The sequence below is a fragment of the Aestuarium sp. genome (genome assembly GCF_023253315.1).
GTDB classification, from domain to species: domain Bacteria; phylum Pseudomonadota; class Alphaproteobacteria; order Rhodobacterales; family Rhodobacteraceae; genus Marivivens; species Marivivens donghaensis.
Genome location: NZ_JALRGW010000019.1, coordinates 28,067 through 49,381, shown reverse-complemented (window position 1 = coordinate 49,381; position 21,315 = coordinate 28,067). Strand labels below are relative to the sequence as shown.

17 protein-coding genes are annotated in these 21,315 nt (G+C 55.8%); 7 read left to right on the top strand and 10 right to left on the bottom strand.

Translation table 11 applies throughout. The features are described 5' to 3' along the window. Positions 1–5: 5 nt before the first annotated feature. The 4 genes from AC1QQ2_RS10410 (at position 6) to typA (ending at position 3,472) form a co-directional block, all read left to right on the top strand. Positions 6–629, top strand: a complete 624-nt coding sequence (locus AC1QQ2_RS10410) for a YitT family protein (protein ID WP_479713080.1) — start codon at positions 6–8, stop codon at positions 627–629. Between the two features lie 3 nt (positions 630–632). Continuing rightward, complete coding sequence (locus tag AC1QQ2_RS10405; protein WP_479713079.1) at positions 633–1,235, top strand: YitT family protein; 603 nt, start codon at positions 633–635, stop codon at positions 1,233–1,235. A gap of 10 nt (positions 1,236–1,245) precedes the next feature. Then, the gene (locus AC1QQ2_RS10400; protein WP_105235161.1) at positions 1,246–1,584 is read left to right on the top strand and encodes a DMT family transporter; all 339 of its coding nucleotides are present in this window, start codon (positions 1,246–1,248) and stop codon (positions 1,582–1,584) included. Positions 1,585–1,654: 70 nt separating this feature from the next. Next, on the top strand, positions 1,655–3,472 hold the full coding sequence (gene typA / locus AC1QQ2_RS10395) for a translational GTPase TypA (RefSeq protein WP_479713078.1): 1,818 nt from the start codon (positions 1,655–1,657) through the stop codon (positions 3,470–3,472). A 153-nt stretch (positions 3,473–3,625) separates the two neighbouring features. Here the strand turns inward: typA and AC1QQ2_RS10390 are convergent, their stop codons facing one another. The 3 genes from AC1QQ2_RS10390 to recA form a co-directional block, all read right to left on the bottom strand. Beyond that, on the bottom strand, positions 3,626–3,916 hold the full coding sequence (locus AC1QQ2_RS10390) for a DUF1330 domain-containing protein (protein WP_479713077.1): 291 nt from the start codon (positions 3,914–3,916) through the stop codon (positions 3,626–3,628). Between the two features lie 2 nt (positions 3,917–3,918). Next, complete coding sequence (gene alaS, locus AC1QQ2_RS10385; protein WP_479713076.1) at positions 3,919–6,576, bottom strand: alanine--tRNA ligase; 2,658 nt, start codon at positions 6,574–6,576, stop codon at positions 3,919–3,921. 112 nt (positions 6,577–6,688) lie between these two features. After that, positions 6,689–7,762 (bottom strand): recombinase RecA, encoded by a 1,074-nt coding sequence (gene recA / locus AC1QQ2_RS10380; protein WP_479713075.1) that lies wholly within the window; start codon positions 7,760–7,762, stop codon positions 6,689–6,691. Between the two features lie 183 nt (positions 7,763–7,945). Here recA and AC1QQ2_RS10375 point away from each other — a divergent pair, with 183 nt between their 5' ends. Further along, positions 7,946–8,542 (top strand): gamma-glutamyl kinase, encoded by a 597-nt coding sequence (locus AC1QQ2_RS10375; RefSeq protein ID WP_479713074.1) that lies wholly within the window; start codon positions 7,946–7,948, stop codon positions 8,540–8,542. 89 nt (positions 8,543–8,631) lie between these two features. After that, positions 8,632–12,327, top strand: a complete 3,696-nt coding sequence (gene metH, locus AC1QQ2_RS10370; protein WP_479713073.1) for a methionine synthase — start codon at positions 8,632–8,634, stop codon at positions 12,325–12,327. 2 nt (positions 12,328–12,329) lie between these two features. Here metH and AC1QQ2_RS10365 read toward each other — a convergent pair whose 3' ends face one another. The 5 genes from AC1QQ2_RS10365 to AC1QQ2_RS10345 all read right to left on the bottom strand — a co-directional run bounded on the left by AC1QQ2_RS10365 (position 12,330) and on the right by AC1QQ2_RS10345 (position 18,736). After that, positions 12,330–13,016 (bottom strand): sugar transferase, encoded by a 687-nt coding sequence (locus tag AC1QQ2_RS10365; RefSeq protein WP_479713072.1) that lies wholly within the window; start codon positions 13,014–13,016, stop codon positions 12,330–12,332. A gap of 92 nt (positions 13,017–13,108) precedes the next feature. Next, positions 13,109–14,767: a U32 family peptidase gene (locus AC1QQ2_RS10360; RefSeq protein ID WP_479713071.1), complete on the bottom strand. Its 1,659-nt coding sequence runs from the start codon at positions 14,765–14,767 to the stop codon at positions 13,109–13,111. A gap of 82 nt (positions 14,768–14,849) precedes the next feature. After that, positions 14,850–16,244: a glutamine synthetase family protein gene (locus AC1QQ2_RS10355; RefSeq protein WP_479713070.1), complete on the bottom strand. Its 1,395-nt coding sequence runs from the start codon at positions 16,242–16,244 to the stop codon at positions 14,850–14,852. Then, positions 16,244–17,629, bottom strand: a complete 1,386-nt coding sequence (locus AC1QQ2_RS10350) for an aspartate aminotransferase family protein (RefSeq protein WP_479713069.1) — start codon at positions 17,627–17,629, stop codon at positions 16,244–16,246. Before AC1QQ2_RS10350 ends, AC1QQ2_RS10355 begins: the two co-directional genes overlap by 1 nt. 96 nt (positions 17,630–17,725) lie before the next feature. Further along, complete coding sequence (locus AC1QQ2_RS10345) at positions 17,726–18,736, bottom strand: AraC family transcriptional regulator (RefSeq protein ID WP_479713068.1); 1,011 nt, start codon at positions 18,734–18,736, stop codon at positions 17,726–17,728. Positions 18,737–18,852: 116 nt separating this feature from the next. Between AC1QQ2_RS10345 and AC1QQ2_RS10340 the strand changes: the two genes are divergently transcribed. Then, positions 18,853–19,659, top strand: a complete 807-nt coding sequence (locus tag AC1QQ2_RS10340; RefSeq protein WP_479713067.1) for a crotonase/enoyl-CoA hydratase family protein — start codon at positions 18,853–18,855, stop codon at positions 19,657–19,659. On the opposite strand, the gene AC1QQ2_RS10335 is transcribed toward AC1QQ2_RS10340, so the two are convergent. Further along, positions 19,656–20,015 (bottom strand): thiol-disulfide oxidoreductase DCC family protein, encoded by a 360-nt coding sequence (locus AC1QQ2_RS10335; protein WP_479713066.1) that lies wholly within the window; start codon positions 20,013–20,015, stop codon positions 19,656–19,658. The two genes, AC1QQ2_RS10340 and AC1QQ2_RS10335, sit on opposite strands and share 4 nt — an antisense overlap. Positions 20,016–20,075: 60 nt before the next feature. After that, the gene (locus tag AC1QQ2_RS10330) at positions 20,076–21,275 is read right to left on the bottom strand and encodes an amidohydrolase (protein ID WP_479713065.1); all 1,200 of its coding nucleotides are present in this window, start codon (positions 21,273–21,275) and stop codon (positions 20,076–20,078) included. Positions 21,276–21,315 lie beyond the last annotated feature (40 nt).

Here is a 21,315-nt window from a genome sequence, read left to right as displayed (position 1 = left end):
CGGTCATGCCAGCACCGATTCCTGTCCCGCAAAATAGCGTCCCACATACCCCGCTCGAAGACCTTCAAGGGCTGTCGATTGGTTTACTTACCACCTCTATTGCACTGACAATGCTCAAATCTTTGGGGTTCGTGACTGGGCAAACGGCAGGCGTCGCACTGATCGTCAGCTACATTTCAGGTATCAGTTTCAGCTGGGCGTTTTTCCTGATCAACCTCCCATTCTACGTGTTTGCGTGGTTCAGAATGGGCGCTGCATTTACCATCAAATCCTTGATTTGCGTGACCGCCTTATCGGTGATGGTGGCCTATATCCCGCACCTAATGACCTTTGATCACCTAGACCCGCTGTTCGGCACGATTGCCTTTGGTGTGCTCTGCGGGTTCGGCCTCTTGGGTGTGTTTCGCCACAACGCATCGCTGGGCGGTTTGGGCGTGATTGCGCTGATGGTCCAAGACCGAACGGGGTTTCGCGCAGGCTACGTGCAGATCGCTGCTGACATCCTCATTTTCGCAACGGCTGCGGCACTCCTCCCGCTACGGGTCGTTGGGTTTTCGCTTCTCGGCGCACTGGTTTTGAACGGTGTGATCGCCTTTAACCACCGCCGTGACCGCTACATTGGAACGTAATTTATGACTGCCACCGAAAAACACTCTCTCATCGAAGACGCCCAAGGTATCGCGTTCGGTGTCTCTATGGCGTCGTTCGGCGTTTTGATCCTGACGCACCTCGGCTTTGTCACGGGGCAAACGGCGGGCCTCGCCATTCTGATTTCTTATGCAACGGGCTGGGGCTTTGGTCCCGTGTTCTTTGCCGTGAACCTGCCGTTCTATTGGCTCGGGTATAAACGAATGGGCCTGCGGTTCATGATCAAGACCTTTGTTGCGGTGGCCTCGCTCTCTGTTCTGACAACCATCCTGCCGACGCACATCGTATTCGCCACGCTTACGCCGGCGGTTGGCGCTATCCTCTTTGGGTTTGTCACAGGCGCGGCGCTTATGGCGCTCTTCCGTCATGGATCGAGCCTTGGCGGGATCGGTATTCTCGCGCTCTATATCCAAGAGAAGACAGGCTTCCGTGCGGGATGGACACAACTACTGTTTGACGCCGCACTCTTTATCGTGGCCCTAGGCTTGCGCGATCTGCCGACAGTCGCCTACAGTTTCTTAGGCGCACTGGTTGTGAACCTCGTGATCGCCATTAACCACCGTAAAGATCGCTATATAGCCACCTAAAGGCCCGTTCATGCCAACCCATATTATCGCGCTGGTTTTTGCTGTTATGGCGGAAACAGTTGCTACCTCTGCATTGAAAGCATCCGACCAATTCACAAAGCTCGGCCCGACGGCAGTCGTCGTGATTGGCTACGCGATCTCGTTCTATCTGCTGGCCTACACAGTGCGTTTTATGCCCGTGGGCATCGTGTACGCGCTGTGGTCGGGCATGGGTATTATCTTTGTGTCGATCATCGGTTGGGTTTGGTTCAAACAGTACCTCGACCTGCCCGCAATCCTTGGGCTGGCGATGATCTTAGGCGGAATTGTGGTGATTAACGTCTTTTCCAACACAACTGGCACGCATTAAGCCCTTTAGGGGTGGCTTTTGCTGCGATTGCACGGTAAGGCGCAGCCAACTCTCCTTTTAAGGCTGCACTATGGATATCCGTAATATCGCGATTATCGCGCACGTTGACCACGGCAAAACGACGCTGGTAGACGAACTTCTCAAGCAATCCGGCGCGTTTCGTGAAAATCAGGCTGTTGCTGAACGGGCAATGGACTCGAACGACATTGAACGTGAGCGCGGGATCACCATCCTTGCGAAAGCAACCAGCGTCGAATGGAACGGCACACGGATCAACATCGTTGACACCCCCGGCCACGCAGACTTTGGCGGTGAAGTTGAACGCATCCTGTCCATGGTAGACGGCGTTGTTCTGCTAGTTGACGCGGCTGAAGGCCCGATGCCGCAGACCAAATTCGTAACTTCCAAGGCGCTGGCTCTTGGCCTGAAGCCGATTGTTGTTCTGAACAAAGTCGACAAAGCAGACGCAGAGCCGGATCGCGCGCTTGACGAATGTTTCGACCTCTTTGCGAACCTCGGCGCGAACGAAGAACAGTTGGACTTCCCGCACCTCTACGCATCTGGCCGTTCGGGCTGGTGTGACACCGAACTCGACGGTCCGCGCAAAGACCTGACCGCTCTGTTCGAACTGGTTGTGAAACACGTTGAGCCGCCAAAGCAGCTGGCCGCAAAAGACGAACCGTTCCGCATGCTGGCGACCACTCTGTCCGCTGACCCGTTCATCGGTCGTATTCTGACGGGCCGCGTCGAAGCTGGCACCCTGAAAACAGGTGACTCTCTGCACGCACTGTCGCGCGACGGCAAGAAGATCGAAAACTTCCGCTGCACCAAGATCCTCGCGTTCCGTGGCCTGTCCCAGCAGCCAATCGATGAAGCAGTTGCAGGCGACATCGTGACTCTCGCAGGTATGACCAAAGCGACCGTTGCGGACACGCTAGCTGACACCTCGGTGAACGAAGCGATCCCTGCGCAGCCGATCGATCCGCCGACCATCTCGGTCATGTTCGGCATCAACGACTCCCCGCTCGCAGGTCGTGACGGTAAGAAAGTTCAGTCGCGCGTCATCCGTGACCGCCTGTCGAAAGAAGCTGAAACCAACGTCGCAATCAAAATCGAAGACACCCCAGGCGGTGAAGCGTTCATCGTTTCGGGCCGTGGCGAACTTCAGATGGGCGTTCTGATCGAGAACATGCGTCGCGAAGGCTTTGAGCTTTCGATCTCGCGTCCGCAGGTTATCTTTAAAGACGAAGACGGCGTTCGTATGGAACCCGTTGAAGAAGTCACCATCGACGTTGATGACGAATACACTGGCGTTGTCGTTGAAAAATTGACGGGCCCGCGCAAAGGCGATCTGGTCGAGATGAACCCAGGTGGCAACGGCAAGACCCGCATCGTGGCTCACGTCCCGTCGCGCGGCCTAATCGGCTACCACGGCGAATTCCTGACGGACACCCGTGGTTCGGGCGTCATGAACCGCCTCTTCCACGGTTGGGTTGCACACAAAGGCCCAATCGCTGGCCGTCGTCAGGGCGTTCTGATCTCTATGGAGAACGGCACCGCTGTGGCCTATGCGCTCTGGAACCTCGAAGATCGCGGTAAGATGTTCATCAACCCGCAAGATCCTGTCTACACCGGCATGATCATCGGCGAACACAGCCGTGACAACGATCTCGAAGTGAACCCGCTCAAAGGTAAAAAGCTGACCAACGTTCGTGCCTCGGGCACCGACGAAGCGGTTAAGCTGACCCCGCCGACCGTTATGTCGCTCGAGCAAGCAATTGCTTACATCGACGATGACGAACTGGTGGAAGTAACCCCCAACGCGGTTCGCCTTCGCAAACGTTACCTCGATCCGCATGAGCGGAAGCGCCAATCGCGCTCCGCATAATACGGATAAAAAAGCGGACCCTTCGGGGTCCGTTTTTCGTTTTGGGGCTTTGCCCCCGCGCGTTTCGCGCTCCCCCAGGATATTTGAGGCACAAAGGCAAAGGGCGCGACGTTTGGAAACGCCGCGCCCTTTGTTTAGGAGTATTTTAGGTGCTTATTCGGCTGCTTCAACGATCAGAAGATCGCGTTCGCTGGCGCCTTTGGCATAGCTGAGCGCCTCTTGGTACGCGTCCGAATAGTAGCAATCATGAGCAATCTGGAGGCTTGTAAAGAACGCGACGACGTGGCGTGCGCGCTCTTTGCCTTCGAGGATTTCATATTTGCCACCACGTGCGAGGAATTTCCCACCGTGGTCCGCAATCGCGACGGTCGCGCGTTTAGCATACTCGCTATACGCCGCCTCGTCCGTTACGTTGACGTGTGCGATCCAATAGGCTCCAGCCATGATTATGCTCCTGCAACTACTGCTTCAGCTGCTTTGATTGCAGCCTCCGCATTTTCAACCGATGCACCGCCACCCTGCGCCATGACAGGACGACCGCCGCCACCTTTGCCGCCAAGCTCTGGTGTGACCGCACGAATGATATCTGCGGCCGAAACCTTGCCTGTCAGATCAGCGGTGACACCGCAGGCAACGGCAGCTTTACCGTCCGCATCTGCGATGAGGAGGATGATGCCCGACCCCATCTGGCCTTTCATCTCATCGATGATGCCAGGGAGGTCTTTGCCTGTTACGCCAGAAAGCACTTGAGCCTTAAACGCCATGCCGTTGATTTCTTTGGCAGGCTCTTCGGCTTTTGCACCACCAGTCATCGCAAGTTCACGACGCAGTTGCGCCACTTCGTTTGCGAGCGCCTTGCGTTCATCCATGAGCGCTTTGACGCGATCAGCGGCTTCGCTTGCAGGTGTTTTGAGCACCGCGGCAACAGCGTTCAGACGCGCCTCTTGGTCTTTGAGGTACGCGATCGCCGCCTGACCAGTCAGGGCTTCAACGCGGCGAACGCCTGCAGAGGACGCGCTGTCGGAGAGCACAACGAACGCACCGATATCACCCGTTTGACGAACGTGCGTACCGCCGCAGAGTTCAAGCGAATAGACGTTGCCGTCAGCGCCCTTGCCCGAACCGAGCAAGCGGCCCATCGACACAACGCGGACTTCGTCGCCGTATTTTTCACCGAACAGAGCCTGCGCACCGAGGGCACGTGCATCGTCTGGTGTCATGATACGGGTTTCGACGGTCGTGTTCTGACGGATCATCGCGTTTACATCGGCTTCGACCTGCGCCAGTTCTTCGGCGGATAGCGCCTTGCCGTGGCTGAAGTCGAAACGCAGACGGTCTGGCGCGTTCAACGATCCACGCTGGGCCACATGATCACCGAGCGCGTCACGAAGGGCTTCGTGCAGAAGGTGGGTTGCAGAGTGGTTGGCGCGAATGTCGCCGCGACGCTCGTGCTCCACCTCAAGCTTTGCAGCCTGACCGCGGCTGATCGACCCTTCGGTGACTTCCGCAAAGTGGATGAAGATGCCAGCCGACTTTTTCGTGTCAGTGACCTTAGCCGTGCCTGTTTCCGTGCGGATAAAGCCCGTATCGCCTACCTGACCGCCCGATTCACCATAGAACGGCGTTTGGTTAACCACGATCTGAACGGTTTCGCCCGTCGCGGCGGTTTCCACAACGTCAGAGACTTTGACGACCGACAGGATTTGGCCTTCGGCGGTTTCGGTATCATAGCCGAGGAATTCGGTTACGCCGAATTTATCAGCCATTTCGAACCAAACAGTCGCATCGGCTGCTTCGCCAGAGCCGGACCAAGCGGCACGTGCTTTGGCCTTTTGCTCTTCCATTGCAGTGTCGAAGCCGTCGGTGTCCACGGCGCGGCCTTTTTCACGCAGCGCATCCTGAGTGAGGTCGAGCGGGAAGCCGTAGGTGTCATAGAGTTTGAACGCGGTCTCACCCGGTAGGTTGGCACCTTCTGGCAGATCAGACAATTCGTCATCCAGAAGTTTCAGGCCGCGATCCAAGGTTTGCTTGAAACGGGTTTCTTCCGCGCGGAGCGTTTCTTCGATCAAGGCCTGAGCCTGACCGAGTTCTGGATAAGCAGCGCCCATTTCGCGAACGAGCGCAGGAACCAAACGGTGCATCAGCGGGTCAGTCGCACCGAGAAGGTGCGCGTGGCGCATAGCGCGGCGCATGATGCGGCGCAGAACATAGCCACGACCGTCGTTGGACGGCATCACACCATCCGCGATCAGGAACGAGGTCGAACGCAGGTGGTCTGCAATCACACGGTGATGCGTTTTACCTGGGCCATCCGGGTCAACGCTGGTGGCGTTGGCCGATGCTTCAATCAGAGCGCGCATCAAGTCGGTGTCGTAGTTGTCGTGCTTGCCCTGAAGCAACGCGCCAATACGTTCCAGACCCATGCCCGTGTCGATGGACTGCATGTCCAGCGCTTTCATCGAGCCGTCTTCGAACTGTTCGTTCTGCATGAAAACGACGTTCCAAATTTCGATGAAACGATCGCCATCTTCCTCAGGCGAACCCGGAGGGCCACCCCAGATGTGGTCGCCGTGATCGTAGAAAATCTCGGTGCACGGACCGCACGGACCAGTCGGCCCCATCTGCCAGAAGTTATCAGAGGTCGAAATGCGGATGATGCGATCCTCGGGAACGCCGACTTTTTTCCAAATCTCGAACGCTTCGTCGTCGGTATGGTAGACGGTCGTCAAAAGACGTTTGGGATCGATGTCAAAATCTTTGGTGATCAGTTCCCAAGCGAACGGAATAGCTTCGTTCTTGAAATAGTTACCAAAGGAGAAGTTACCGAGCATTTCAAAGAACGTGTGGTGTCGCGCCGTGTAACCAACGTTATCAAGGTCGTTGTGTTTGCCCCCTGCCCGCACGCATTTCTGCGAGGTTGTCGCGCGCACGTAATCACGCTTTTCAACGCCGGTAAAACAGTTCTTGAACTGCACCATGCCCGAGTTCGTGAACATCAGGGTCGGGTCGTTGCGCGGAACCAGCGGAGACGACGGAACGATGGTGTGACCATTCCGTTCGAAATAGCTGAGGAAGGTAGAGCGGATATCAGAAAGGCTCGTCATGGCGGTCCTTGAATTCAAAGTGTCCGTGGTGGAATACCCCTCCATCTACTCCGCGTAAAGCCCAATGAAAAAGGCCGCCCAAAAGAGCGGCCTTTCGTAAGAATTTGATCAATTACATCTCGACGAGATCATCGTCGTTGTCATTGTCATCCATGTGGAAATCAAGACCATGCGCTGCTCGGATTTTATCTTCGATTTCGAGAGCGATCTGCGGGTTTTCCTTGAGGAAGGTTTTAGAGTTTTCACGGCCCTGACCGATCCGTTCATCCCCGTAAGAGAACCAAGCGCCAGACTTTTCAACAACGCCAGCTTTTACGCCGAGGTCCAGAAGTTCGCCCGTTTTAGAAATCCCCTCGCCATACATGATGTCGAATTCGACCTGCTTGAACGGCGGAGCTACTTTGTTTTTTACGACTTTAACGCGGGTCGAATTGCCAACGACCTCATCACGGTCTTTGATCGCGCCAATACGACGGATGTCGAGGCGAACGGAGGCGTAGAATTTCAGAGCGTTACCGCCCGTTGTGGTTTCGGGCGAACCGAACATGACGCCGATCTTCATCCGGATTTGGTTGATGAAGATCACCATACAATTCGATTTTGAGATCGAACCTGTGAGTTTGCGCATCGCCTGCGACATCAAACGCGCATGAACGCCCACGTTGCTGTCGCCCATGTCACCTTCGAGTTCGGACTTCGGCGTCAAAGCCGCAACCGAATCGACGACGACCATCGACACAGCGCCAGAACGTACGAGGGTGTCGACGATCTCTAGTGCTTGTTCACCCGTGTCAGGCTGCGAAATCAGAAGTTCGTCCAGATCAACGCCGAGTTTTTTCGCGTAGATCGGGTCCAGAGCATGCTCGGCATCGACGAATGCACAAACACCGCCCTTTTTCTGTTCTTCCGCAATCGCATGAAGGGTCAGCGTGGTTTTACCAGACGATTCAGGACCATAGATTTCGATGATCCGGCCCTTTGGCAGACCGCCAATCCCGAGCGCGATATCGAGGCCAAGCGAACCTGTCGATGTCGCCTCAATCTCTTGGACAGGGCTATCCTTGCCGAGCTTCATGATCGACCCTTTGCCGAACTGACGTTCGATCTGGGCCAGTGCGGATTCCAACGCCTTTTGCTTGTCGGCGGTTTTCTTGTCAGTCATGCTCAAAATATCTGCCATTGCCATCTTTGCGATCCTTATTTCACACCGTAAGGGGTGCGGCAATCATTGCCTTTGTTCGCCTCTTGTTCTCATTCGTTATGAGATCAAAAAGAGAACATTTCAAGAATTATTTTCTTGGGCTACTTTCATTCGCGAGAGATTAAAGAGTAGTTTACATCCAAACCGAGAGTGGGATTTTGCGTCGATATGCTTGTTTTCTGGAACGAAAAGCTTGTTTTTCTGGCCGTGCCAAAGACGGGCACTACGGCGATTGAGGGGGCACTCGCGCCGCGTGCCCAAGCCGTTTTCCGCGATCCACCGATTCTCAAACATACGCCCTACTACCGCTACAAACGGTTCGTTCTGCCGATGCTGGAAAAGGCTGGTGCCGAAGGTCTGCAAACCGTTGCCGTCGTCCGTCATCCGATTGATTGGCTTTCGAGCTGGTATCGATACCGCAATCGCGACGATCTGGTCGGGAGCAAGAACAGCACGCGCGGCATTACATTTGATGAGTTCGTCGTCGAATATTGCGAAGAAAAGCCCGCGCCGTTTGCCAATGTCGGCTCACAGGCCAAATTCCTCGCGGCGAACAATGGCCCGACCAAATGCGATTACGTGTTCCGATATGAAGCCCAACCAAAGCTCATCGAATTCCTTGAAACACGGTTGAATGTGAAGCTCGAATTGAAAGAGTTGAACGTGTCGCCGCGAATGGAAGTATCGCTGCTGCCAGAGGTCGAAGCCCTCTTGCGGCATACAAATGCAGCGGACTTTGCCCTCTGGGATGCGGCGCAGCATTAACCACGCGAAATTCATAATCTTCTTGATGATCTTGAATTTCACTAATCGAACGGTGGCAGGTATCACCCGCGCAAGCAAAGGATACCTTAATGACCAAACCAGTTCGTTCGCCTATTTTTGACAGCCTTACCACCGCAGCCCGTGACCGCATCCTTATTCTGGACGGCGCGATGGGGACACAGATCCAAAAGCTCGGCCTCGTCGAAGGGGATTTCACGGGGCACGGCGGTTGCGGGTGCCACATCCATGCGGACAAGCCGCAACAGGGCAACAACGACTTGTTGAACCTCACGCAACCGGACGCGATTGAGGAAATTCACTTTCAATATGCGATGGCTGGGGCCGATATTGCAGAGACCAATACGTTCTCTTCGACCACCATCGCGCAGGCGGACTACGGGCTAGAGGATAAGGTCTATGATCTGAACGTGGCAGGTGCACGTTTGGCGCGCAAGGCAATGGACCGCGCGACGGCGATTGATGGGAAGCCTCGGTTCGTTGCAGGCGCTGTTGGTCCGACGAATAGAACAGCGAGCATTAGCCCTGATGTGAACAACCCCGGCTACCGCGCTGTTTCGTTTGATGATTTACGGATTGCTTACGCTCAGCAAATCCATGGGCTGATCGACGGCTGCGCAGACATCATCCTGATCGAAACGATCTTTGATACGCTAAACGCCAAAGCTGCGGTTTTTGCCGCTGAGGAAGTGTTTGAGGCGAAAGGCATCATCCTGCCCATCATGATTTCGGGCACGATCACTGACTTGTCAGGGCGTACGCTTTCGGGTCAGACGCCAACCGCGTTCTGGCATTCGCTGCGTCATGCGCGGCCTTTTACCATCGGGCTGAACTGTGCGCTCGGCGCAAATGCGATGCGTGAACATTTGGCCGAATTGTCGAGCGTTGCCGACACCCGCATTTGCGCTTACCCGAACGCGGGCCTCCCCAATGAGTTTGGTGAATATGATGAAACGCCCGAACAGATGGCGGCCCAAATCGAAGGCTTTGCAAAAGAAGGGCTGTTGAACATCGTCGGCGGGTGCTGTGGGTCGACCTTTGACCACATCCGCGCCATTGCTGAGGCAGTCAAAGGCTACGCGCCCCGCACGATCCCGACCGTTGAACCGCTCATGCGTCTCTCTGGGCTAGAGCCGTTTACCCTGACCAATGACATTCCGTTCGTGAATGTGGGTGAACGGACAAACGTCACGGGGTCGGCGAAGTTTCGAAAATTGATCACGGCAGCGGATTACACCGCGGCCTTGGATGTCGCCCGCCAGCAGGTCGAAAACGGTGCGCAGATCATCGACATCAACATGGATGAGGGCCTCATCGACAGCAAACAAGCGATGGTCGATTACCTGAACTTGATCGCGGCAGAGCCTGACATCGCCCGCGTTCCGATCATGGTCGATAGCTCAAAATGGGAGGTGATCGAGGCGGGCCTGAAGTGCATTCAAGGCAAGGCCATCGTCAATTCGATTTCCATGAAAGAAGGCGAGGAGCAGTTCCGCCAGCAAGCGACCCTCTGTCGTCGATATGGTGCCGCCGTCGTCGTCATGGCCTTTGACGAACGCGGCCAAGCCGACACCGAAGACCGCAAGGTCGAAATCTGCACCCGCGCCTATAAAATCCTGACCCAAGACATAGGGTTCCCACCCGAAGACATCATCTTTGATCCGAACGTCTTTGCGGTCGCGACGGGCATTGAAGAGCATGACAATTATGGCGTCGATTTCATCAACGCGACCAAACGGATCACCGAAGCCTGCCCGCATGTTCATGTCTCGGGCGGGGTATCGAACCTGTCGTTTTCCTTCCGCGGGAACGAGGCCGTCCGAGAAGCGATGCATGCCGTGTTCCTCTATCACGCCATTCAAAACGGCATGGACATGGGGATCGTGAACGCAGGGCAGCTCGCCGTTTATTCCGAGATCGACCCCGAATTGCGTGACCATTGCGAAGATGTGGTTCTCAACCGCCGTTCCGACGCCACAGAGCGGATGCTGGAACTTGCCGAAACCTATCGCGGTCAAGGCGGTGCGCAAGCCAAGGAAAAAGACATGTCTTGGCGCGAGGCCTCAGTTGAAAAGCGTCTCGAACATGCTTTGGTCAATGGCATCACCGAATTCATTGAGGCCGATACCGAAGAGGCCCGCCAACGGGCGACCCGCCCACTCGACGTGATTGAGGGACCACTGATGGACGGCATGAACGTGGTCGGTGATCTCTTTGGGGCGGGTAAAATGTTCCTCCCCCAAGTGGTGAAATCCGCCCGCGTGATGAAACAGGCCGTCGCTGTTCTGACGCCTTACATCGAGGCCGAAAAAGACGGCAAACAAGAGGCCGCAGGTAAGATCCTGATGGCAACGGTGAAGGGCGATGTGCATGATATCGGCAAAAACATCGTTGGCGTCGTGTTGGCCTGTAACAACTACGAAATCATTGACCTTGGCGTCATGGTACCAACGTCGAAAATTCTTGAGACGGCAAAGCGCGAAAATGTCGATGTGATCGGGCTGTCTGGTCTGATCACACCTTCGCTGGACGAAATGGTCCATGTTGCCGCCGAGATGGAGCGTGAGGGATTTGACATCCCCCTGCTGATCGGCGGCGCGACCACATCCAAGGTTCATACTGCCGTGAAAATCGCTCCGAAATATACCGGCGGTCAGGCGATGTATGTGACCGATGCCAGCCGCGCGGTCGGCGTTGTGTCGTCGCTATTGTCGGACAAAGCAGCCGAGGTGAAACAGGCGACTCGCACCGATTACGCTGACATTGCAGAGCGACATGCGCGTGGTGAACGCGGTAAAAAGCGGATCACGCTGCAAGAGGCCCGCGACAACGCGTTAAAGATCGACTTCAGCGGGTATGAGGCTAAAACACCAAGTTTCCTCGGCACGCGCGTCTTTGATCAATGGTCGTTGGCTGAATTGGCCGATTACATCGACTGGACACCGTTCTTCCAAACCTGGGAGTTGAAGGGCCAATACCCCGCTATTCTGGATGACCCTAAACAAGGTGACGCGGCACGATCCCTCTTCGCGGACGCTCAAGCTATGTTGGGAAAAATCATCGATGAAAACTGGTTTGCGCCAAAGGCTGTCGTCGGGTTCTGGCCCGCGCAGTCTGTCGGTGACGACATTCAGCTATTCACCGATGATACCCGCGCGGAACCGCTCCAAACGCTTCACACCCTTCGTCAGCAAACGGCGAAACGCGATGGTCGCCCCAATGTCGCGCTCTCTGATTTTGTTGCGCCGTCTGGCGATTATGTTGGTGCATTTGTTGTCACGGCTGGCCCCGAAGAGGACGATATCGCGGCTCAGTTTGACGCCAAGCACGACAATTATTCGTCGATCATGGTGAAGGCACTGGCCGACCGCTTTGCAGAAGCCTTTGCCGAGCGGATGCATGAATATGTCCGCACCGAACTTTGGGGATATGCGTCCGAGGACTATGCCCCGACCGATCTGATTGCTGAACCTTACGCAGGTATCCGCCCTGCTCCCGGTTATCCAGCACAACCTGATCACACAGAAAAAGCGACGCTTTGGACGCTGTTGGATGCGGAGACGTCGACAGGTGTTTCACTCACGGAAAGCTACGCGATGTGGCCTGCGGCCTCTGTGTCAGGACTCTATATCGGCCATCCAGAGAGCTATTATTTCGGGGTTGGTAAGGTCGAGCGTGATCAAGTTGAGGACTACGCGAACCGCAAAGGCATGAGCGTGGCTGAGGCTGAACGCTGGCTGTCGCCGATCCTCAATTACCAAACTTAATCTTAGCGTCCCGTGCTTTTGATGACGACGCCGACCGTTTTAAGGAGGATCATCAGGTCCTCCTTAAAGCTAAGACAGGAATGGTAGTCGTCATCAAATCCTACACGATCGACAAACCGAGTGTCACCGCGCCCCGCCACCTGCCAAGACCCCGTAATGCCAGGACGCATCGCATAATAGGCGCGACCGCCTGCCCGACGATAGAGTTCTTCTTGGGATGGGAGGAATGGACGCGGGCCAATTATGCTCATCTCACCGCGCAAGACGTTTAAGAGCTGTGGCAATTCATCAAGGCTGGACCGCCGCAAGAAGCACCCGACCTTCGTGATACGCGGATCATTGCGGAGCTTTTGATCGCGATGCCATTCCGCGGCAATGATCGGATCGGTGGCGCACATTTCAGCCAACCGAGCCTCCGCATCGACGTGCATCGTGCGCAGTTTGAAACAGTGAAATACCTCTCCATTCAGACCAACGCGCGGTTGCACAAAGAACGCTGGGCCGCCGTCGCGACGAATAATCAGCGCAAGAACCGCAATGACAGGCACCACAATCGGCAAGGACACCACGACGAGCAACGTGTCAATCAACCGCTTAAAGACGCGTTGATAGAGCCGCGCGCCAGATCGGGAAGTCTGCCTCACAGGAAAGGACGGAACCGAAACACTGTCGATTGGCGCATATTTCATAACACTTCCCCAAGCCAAGTTTGCGCATCTGCAGGCTCTGACCTTATGGGGAAGTGCTTAATGAAGTTTGAATGCTAAAGTGAAAATCCAGCTTAGATTTTTTCCCGCATATCGCGGTCCAACATCTCGCCCATTTTCTTTTGTTTGAGCAACTCACGGGCCTTTGCGTATTCGGGATCGTTCCAGAACATCAGACACCCGTTGCAGCCACGACCACAGCAGCCAGCCGCACCAGAGCGCGAGGTTTTGGACCGTTTTTCCATCTGCTCAGAGCCGATGGCGTCCTGCAGTTTTTTGACCTGATTGCGATACGCGCCCTTATAGGCGTCCTGCCCCAGTTCAATTTTCTGCGCAGTTTTGTCGAGCTTGAACCGACGCCAGTCGTCGTCGGTCAGCATGGCCTCGGAGCGGACAATGGTGAACGGAGGGAAATTACGGCGGATCGCTTCGGGGTCTTCGCGGTCAAAGGCTGTGAACGGGATAAAGACTTGATCGCCACGGCTGCCTACGACGTAATCCGCAATTTCACCCGGTTTATTGGCGAGCTCGTATTCGTAGAGACGCAGCAGCACGGGTTCCGCTTTCGGGTCGGGCGGCAGGAATTCCAGAACATCGCCGCCGTCGAGACGGTTTTTAACGTTCATCACCAGACCGTCCTCGCGAACCTCAGTAATCATGCCCGCAAATTCCCACGGTGCCATTGCTTTGGTGTGGTCATAGTTGTGGGCATAATTCTGGAGGCGGCCCTCGTGGAACGCGATGGTAAACCCACGGTTCGTCGCACCGACGAGTTCGTCCATATACTGATCCGGCGACCAGTTTTCGGGGTCGGCGTAGTAGTCATCAATTGCACGGCGATACGCACGGGCAACGGTGGCGACATAATACGGGCTTTTGTTCCGCCCTTCGACCTTGAGGCTATCAACGCCGATGCGCAGCAAGTCGTTGAGTTTGGGCATAAGGCACATATCCTTGGAGTTCAGGATATACGAACCGCGCCAATCCTCTTCGATGGGCATGAATTCACCGGGGCGAGCACCCTCTTCCAACACGAACTCGAACAGTTCGAGGTTCTCTTCGGTCAGCGGCAGTTCTTTGATCGTGCCGTCCTTGAGCTTCATGTGAACCTTATAATGCCAGCGACAGGAGTTCGCACAGTTGCCTTGGTTCGCGCCGCGTTCGGCCATGAAGTTCGACAAGAGGCAGCGGCCCGAATAGGTCATGCACATCGCGCCGTGAACAAAGCTCTCTAGGCGGATGTCAGGGCATTTCTCGCGGATTTCTTCCATCTCGGCAAAGGTGACTTCGCGAGCCAAAACGACCAGTTCGGCGCCCATGTCTTTCCAATAATCCACCGTGAGCCATGAACACACGTTCGCTTGGGTCGAGATATGGAGGTTCAGTTCGGGTGCATGTTTGCGCACGTAGTTAAAGACGCCAGGATCCGCGATGATCACACCATCGGGACGGATGTCTTTCAGCGTCTCGATAAAGCTCTCTAGCTTTTCGACGTCTTTGTTATGCGTGAAGAGGTTGAGCGTCAGATAAACCCGCACGCCATGCGCATGGGCAAAGGCGACGCCCTCTTTGACATCCTCAAGCGAGAACTTGGATTTCGTCCGCAGCGACATATCGGGCGTGCCGAGGTAAACCGCGTCGGCCCCATAGAGAACAGCAACCTTCAACCGCTCAAGCGAGCCCGCAGGCATCAAAAGCTCTGAACGACGGGTCTGGGTCTGATCTTTGGGCATGGCATGTCCTCTCTGGCTATCGGTCCACATAGCGGCGTGGGTCCGATAAACCTTGATCGAGGACAAAGAAACCTAAAAACGATCAGATCGTGTAAAGATAGAGGTCGTAATCCACGTTACTGATAGTCCGTGCCACACGGTCGTATTCAGCCTGACGCACCGCCGTAAAGGTACGATGCATGTCCTCGCCCAAGGCCGACTTCAGGAAGTCCGAGTTTACCGCCACGTCAATCGCACTGCGCCAATCGCGCGGGATCGGCGGGCCTGCGGGGTCCTCGTCATAAGCGTTGCCCGTGGTTTCAGGACCCGGATCAATGCGGTTTTCGATCCCGTGCAGAATGCCCGCGAGAACCGTCGCCCCAATCAGATATGGGTTCGCATCCACGCCAGAGGGACGATGTTCAATGCGGCGCGCCTTAACATCGCCTTCCGGAATGCGGAGCGCGACAGAGCGGTTGTTCACACCCCACGCCGTCGACACTGGCGCATAGCTTTGGTTTGCGAAACGACGCCACGAATTGAGGTGCGGCGCAAAGACCAGCATGGATTCACCCATCGTCGCCCGCAGTCCGCCAATCGCGTGGAGGATCGTATCGGTCCAGCCTTCGCCTTCTGCCTCGGCAAAGACGTTGTTGCCCGCATCATCCTGCAAAGACACGTGGAAATGCATGCCGGAGCCTGCGTAATCCTCAATCGGTTTCGCCATGAAACAGGCCGTCACCCCGTGCGTGCGCGCCTGTTGCCGCACAATGCGTTTGAGCCGCACAAGGTCATCCGCCGCCTGCATCACATCCTCGCGGTAATGCAATGTGAGTTCATACTGACCGGGCGCATATTCGGAAATCATGGTCTCTGCCTTGATCCCAGCCTTCTCAGCGCCCGCGTAGATGTCCGAAAAAAGCGGCAGCATGCCATGTAGATGATCGACGGAATAGACCTCAGTCTTGCCGCTAGATTTCCGACCATCCAAAACGTCACGTGCAGGGCGTACTTTGCCATCGGCATCGCGTTCGTTGTCGAGAAGGAAGAACTCCAACTCAAACGCGCCCGCAGGTTTCAAACCTTTGGCCGCAAAGGCATCGACCTGCCGCTGCAAGGCATGGCGCGGGTCAGAGGTCATCGGACGACCGTCGAGTTCATAAAGCGACAGGAACACTTCAGCCCTGGGCGGCGTGGTGTTGTGGAGCGGTTTCAATGTGCCTGGAATAGGCCACGCCCGCAGATCGCCATCGCCCTGATCCCAGATCAGACCCGTTTCATGAACATCTTCACCGCATATATCGAGACCGAGGATCGAAATCGGGATGTGACGACCAGATTTATATATCGAAAGCAGTTCGTGGCGGCGAATGATCTTGCCCCGCCCGATCCCGTTAGAGTCGTGCAGGACAATATCAATCGCTTCGATTTCGGGATGCGCTTCGAGAAACGCTTCAGCTTCGGCAACACTCGCGCCAGAGGGACAGGTTTGGGTCATCAGGATTTTCCTTTGGCGAAGAGGTCGGACATCACATCATCGAACGCAGCGATAAGGCGGTCAATCTGGTCATGTGTGGTCACAGGGCTGACCAACATCATATTATGGAACGGCGCGATCAGGCAGCCACGATTTAAGAGCGCCGTATGTACGATGGCCTCGACCTCATGGATATGAGCCGCGGCGGCCTCGGTCCCGTTATTGAGCGGCCCCTTAGCGCAGATAAATTCGACACGCGCGCCAACACGGACAACGTGCCACGGCGCATTATGGCCCTGGATCACGTCCGCCAAACCGTCAGCCAGTCGCGCAGCGCCGCGCTCCATGTGGGCGTAGTTCTCGGCAGTCATCACGTCGGACAGCGTGGCCGTGAGACAAGCAAATTGCATCGGGTTGGCAGAGAGCGTGGTGCCCATCCCCGAATGACCGCTCGGCTTTTCCGCGCAATACCGCAGGTAAGATTTAGCAACCTTGGGTGCGAGGCCCCAAACGGCGGTCGGCATCCCGCCCGCCACACATTTCCCAACGACAAAAATGTCAGGTTCGAGTCCATGCACGCGGGTATAGCCACCCAAGCCCGATGAAATCGTATGCGTTTCATCAATGATCAGAAGCGCGCCATATCGGTTCGCCAGTTTCCGCAGCCCTGCATGAAACCCGTCGTGCGGCAAAACCATGCACGAGTTGGTCATGACTGGCTCTGTCAAAATAGCCGCAACCTCACCCGTTTTCAGCGCGGCCTCGACGCTCGCCAGATCGTTGAATTCTGCACAAACAGCCGTCTGGGTGAGATCAGCCACCTGCCCTACAAGACCTTCGCGCGTCGCCGTTTGGCCACCACGCAGTTCAACCATCGCGTCGTCAACGGTTCCGTGATAACAGCCATTGAACACCAAAACCTTGGTCCGCCCCGTAACCGCGCGGGCCACGCGCAAGGCAAAGCGGTTCGCATCCGTCGCCGTGGTCGCAATCTGCCACGCAAAGTCGCCAAACCGTTCCGTCAACAACGCACCAGCCGTCAACGCGGCATCAGTCGGGAGCATATAGGTCAGCCCGCGTTTCGCCTGTTTGCGGATCGCTTTAGCAACGGGTTTCGGGGAATGGCCGAACATTGAACCCGTATCGCCAAGGCAAAAGTCATCGATCCTATGCCCATCAAGGTCGATGATCTGCGCTCCTTTGGCCTTTTGCACCACCATCGGGAACGGCATCGGCCAGTCCTTCATCCAATGCATCGGGACACCGTCTAAATAGGACGCGGACCCTGATTTAAGAGCCTTTTGGGCCTTTGGACGGCTATTCACATAGCGCTGCGCCTCGCGTTTCGCGATTTCATGCAATCGTTCCAAAGGGACGCCGGCCAATTCTTCGATGACCTGTGACATGGGCTCCGCTCCGCCTGATTTGAGCAAACAGTTTGACACTGGATATACGTTTAAAATGAACCAATAAAGTCCTTCGTTATAAATTTATGATCAAATTTAATTCCTTTTCTGACGCGCCTGATGGGCTCGAGGCGTTTGGCCCGTCCACCGTCGAAACGCGCGGTGAAAATTCGCAGCCGAGGCAAACCCGACGTCCTGCGCGATAGCCTCAATCGACTTTGTTCCAGACGAAAGCTCACGCATCGCCACGTCACGCCGAACGCCGTCCTTGATCAGCTGGAATGTCGTTCCATCGGCATGCAAGCGACGCATCAAGGTGCGCGAGGTGACGTTCATCATTTGCGCCGCCTCAACCAACGACAGATTAAACCCTTCAGACGCCAAAACCATTTCGCGCAAGCGAAGTGACAATGCATGTTCGCGAAACGCCGTGAAAATCCAGTCTCGTGGTGCTCTCACAAGGAATTCCCTCATCTCTGCATCACTTTTCGCAAGGATCGTATCGGGCAGATCTTTACTGAATACGATCGTCGATTTCTGATGAGAAAACGCAACGGGGCATGGGAATAGAACCGGATAATCGGATGCAAAATCAGGGGGTTCAAATCCGAACTGCACCTCGTTCAGACGCACTTCAAATCCAGCGAGCCACGACGCGATGCCATGCGCGAGCTTTAGAACGAGCAGCACGCCGAACCGATTGGCAGGCTGTTCTGCAGTCTCTGTGATCGAAAGAGCAATGTGCCCGTTCGCATTTGATAGCTCCAACCTCGCATCGTCCAGAACGATGTTCCAGTATTGAACGAACCGATAAAGTGCGGCTGACATAGCGGACGCATCCCGCACAGATCCGCAGAGCAGTTTCAACGCACCCGCCCGCACGGGGCGCCCCCAAAGGCCAACCATCTCATCGCCCGTCTCAATCGCGATCCTCTGATAGAGCATCACGATTTGGTCGTGCGTCACCCTGACCACACCGTCGGTTAGGCCAATATCAGTGAGGACACTTTCGAACCTGTCCCGCGGCCATGATCGCTCCAATGCGTCAACCCAGTCTTGGATGAACGCACGGGACACGGTGGGGTATATTGGGTCACTCTTTTTCATTTAACCATCACCCTGCCCTATAATGTCACTTTCAGCAAATTATACGTCAGTTTTTGCGATAGATTGACCACATTCACGTTGTTAATTGTCACTAAATGATCAAGCAGGACCACCCCATGACCATATCAATCGACAGCAGCCGCTATGCAAACCTCGACATCGCGGAACAGGACAACGGCGTTCTGCTCGTAACGCTCAACCGCGCAGCAAAGCGAAATGCTCTCGACAGTGCGACGATTGAAGAGCTGGTCGATTTCTTTGCGGCCGCCCCTCGCGCTGGCGTGCGTGCTGTGGTTTTAGCGGGATCTGGCAATCACTTCTGTGCGGGCCTCGACCTCGTGGAACATCACCGCGAAAACCGTAGCCCCGCCGATTTCATGCATCTCTGCCTGCGCTGGCACGAGGCCTTTAATAAGATGGAATATGGTGGCGTTCCGATCATCGCAGCCCTGAAAGGTGCCGTTGTAGGGGGTGGCCTCGAATTGGCGAGCGCCGCACATATTCGCGTTATGGACAACACGACCTATTTTGCCCTTCCCGAAGGACAGCGCGGATTGTTCACGGGTGGTGGCGCGACCATTCGCGTGACCGACCTCGTGGGCAAAGCGCGGATGATCGACATGATGCTAACAGGCCGCGTGTATCAAGGGACAGAGGCCGTCGATATTGGCCTCGCGCAATACCACACTGACGGGTCGAGTTTGGATATGGCACTGGAGCTCGCGCAAAAGGCCGCTGAAAACCTTCCACTGTCGAACTTTGCGATTTGCTCGGCGGTGAGCCATATGCGGAATATGTCCGCGATGGATGCCGCCTATGCGGAGTCCGTCGTAGCAGGCGTTGTGAACACTCAACCCGATGCTCGTGCGCGGCTCGCGGCGTTTGCGGATAAATCAGCCGCGCGGGTACGGCCGAACAGTTAACCGCCCAAGGCCCGTTGCAATCGCGGTCTAATCCTAAGAAAGCCTTTGTAGAGCGCTTCAAAAAGCGGCGTCATTGGCGGCCAACCCGCGAGGACGCCCAAAGGTCGCAAAACGGGGATCGCACGCCACATGGCGGCAAAGGCAGCAGCACCCGAAAACAACTGATCGCCAACCTGCGCATGAAACCGTTCGAGAATTGCGGTCCGATCCAATGGGCATGACGTGTTCGGATCGCAGGCGTCGACAAAATCGATCGCCCCTCTACGGTCTAGCCGCCGCATCAAAGCGATCTCACGTGCACAAAGTGGGCACTGGCTGTCATACCAAACAGTTACAGACTTCGCTGGCTGGATCACTGGTCTACTCACCTCATTTACGGGGTGAAAGGTAGAACAAGGACTCTAGCAGACAAGACGCTAATAGACCAACTGCTGCAGAGCGCGAATAAAGACATTGGCACCTGTTTTGATTAGCTCGTCAGGGAAATCGTAATCGGGGTTGTGAAGTGCGGGCATGTCGGCCCCTGCGCCGAGCAAGAAAATCGCCGTGTTCGACACGTGTCCAAACCGCCCAAAATCCTCAGACGCACGCATCGGTAAATACCCTCTGACAGGTGTAAGCCCTTCGCTCATAATCGCAGTTTCTAATATCGCTGACGCCTCAGGCGCATTCATACAGTGATGGAAAACATCGTGATATGTGATCTCAACACCCAGCCCGAATTTAGACGCAGCTGCGGTCACCAGTCCCTCTGCCCGCGCTACCAGAGCATCCATGGTCGCGTCTTGTTGCGTACGAAGTGTGACCCAAAGTTCAGCGTGCGCTGGTGCGATGCCAAAGGCCGCTTCGCCGATGCGGACATGTGTCACCGTTGCTAGCGTAAAGCTTGGGTCCTGCGGGCGTCCATGTGTCGCCAAACTGGTCAACGCTGGGATCAATTCAGAAATGGCGAACGCGGGCGACACCCCTGTTTCAGGTTGGGACGCATGGGCGGTGCGCCCCGTTAAAACAACCTTCATACCGCGTGACGCACAAGCCATTGGCCCCACCTCAATCGCCGCATGGTCCTTCGGAATGCCCGGCATGTTGTGAAGCGATAGCGCAACATCGGGAGTGATCGCGGCGAATTTCGGGTCGGCGATAACCTTGGCCGCGCCCGATCCGTCTTCCTCGGCGGGTTGGAACAACAGAACCACTCGCCCTTTTAGCGGTCGATTTTCATCGACCCAACGGGCAACCCCAGCCAAAATGGCCATATGCCCATCGTGCCCGCACAAATGCGCAACGCCATCACGAGACGACCTGTGCGGCGCGGTCGATAGCTCTTGGATCGGCAGTGCATCCAATTCGCAGCGCAATAGGACCGTCGGACCAGCCTCACGGCCATTGTAGCAGCCCGCAACACCGTGCCCGCCAAGACCCACGATAATCTCATCTGGCGTCGTCGCTCGCAGCATCTCAACCACTCGAGCCGCCGTTTCCGCCTCCTGCCCCGACAGTTCGGGGTTCCGATGCAGATACCGTCGCCATGCTGTCAATTCGGTGAAAACGTCGTCGTTGAGCATGTCCATATCTTTCCTTGGGCCGTCCTTGCGCCACACTAACATCAAACCCATGATGCACCACCTAGACCGCTCAACTGATTTCTGGGAATAC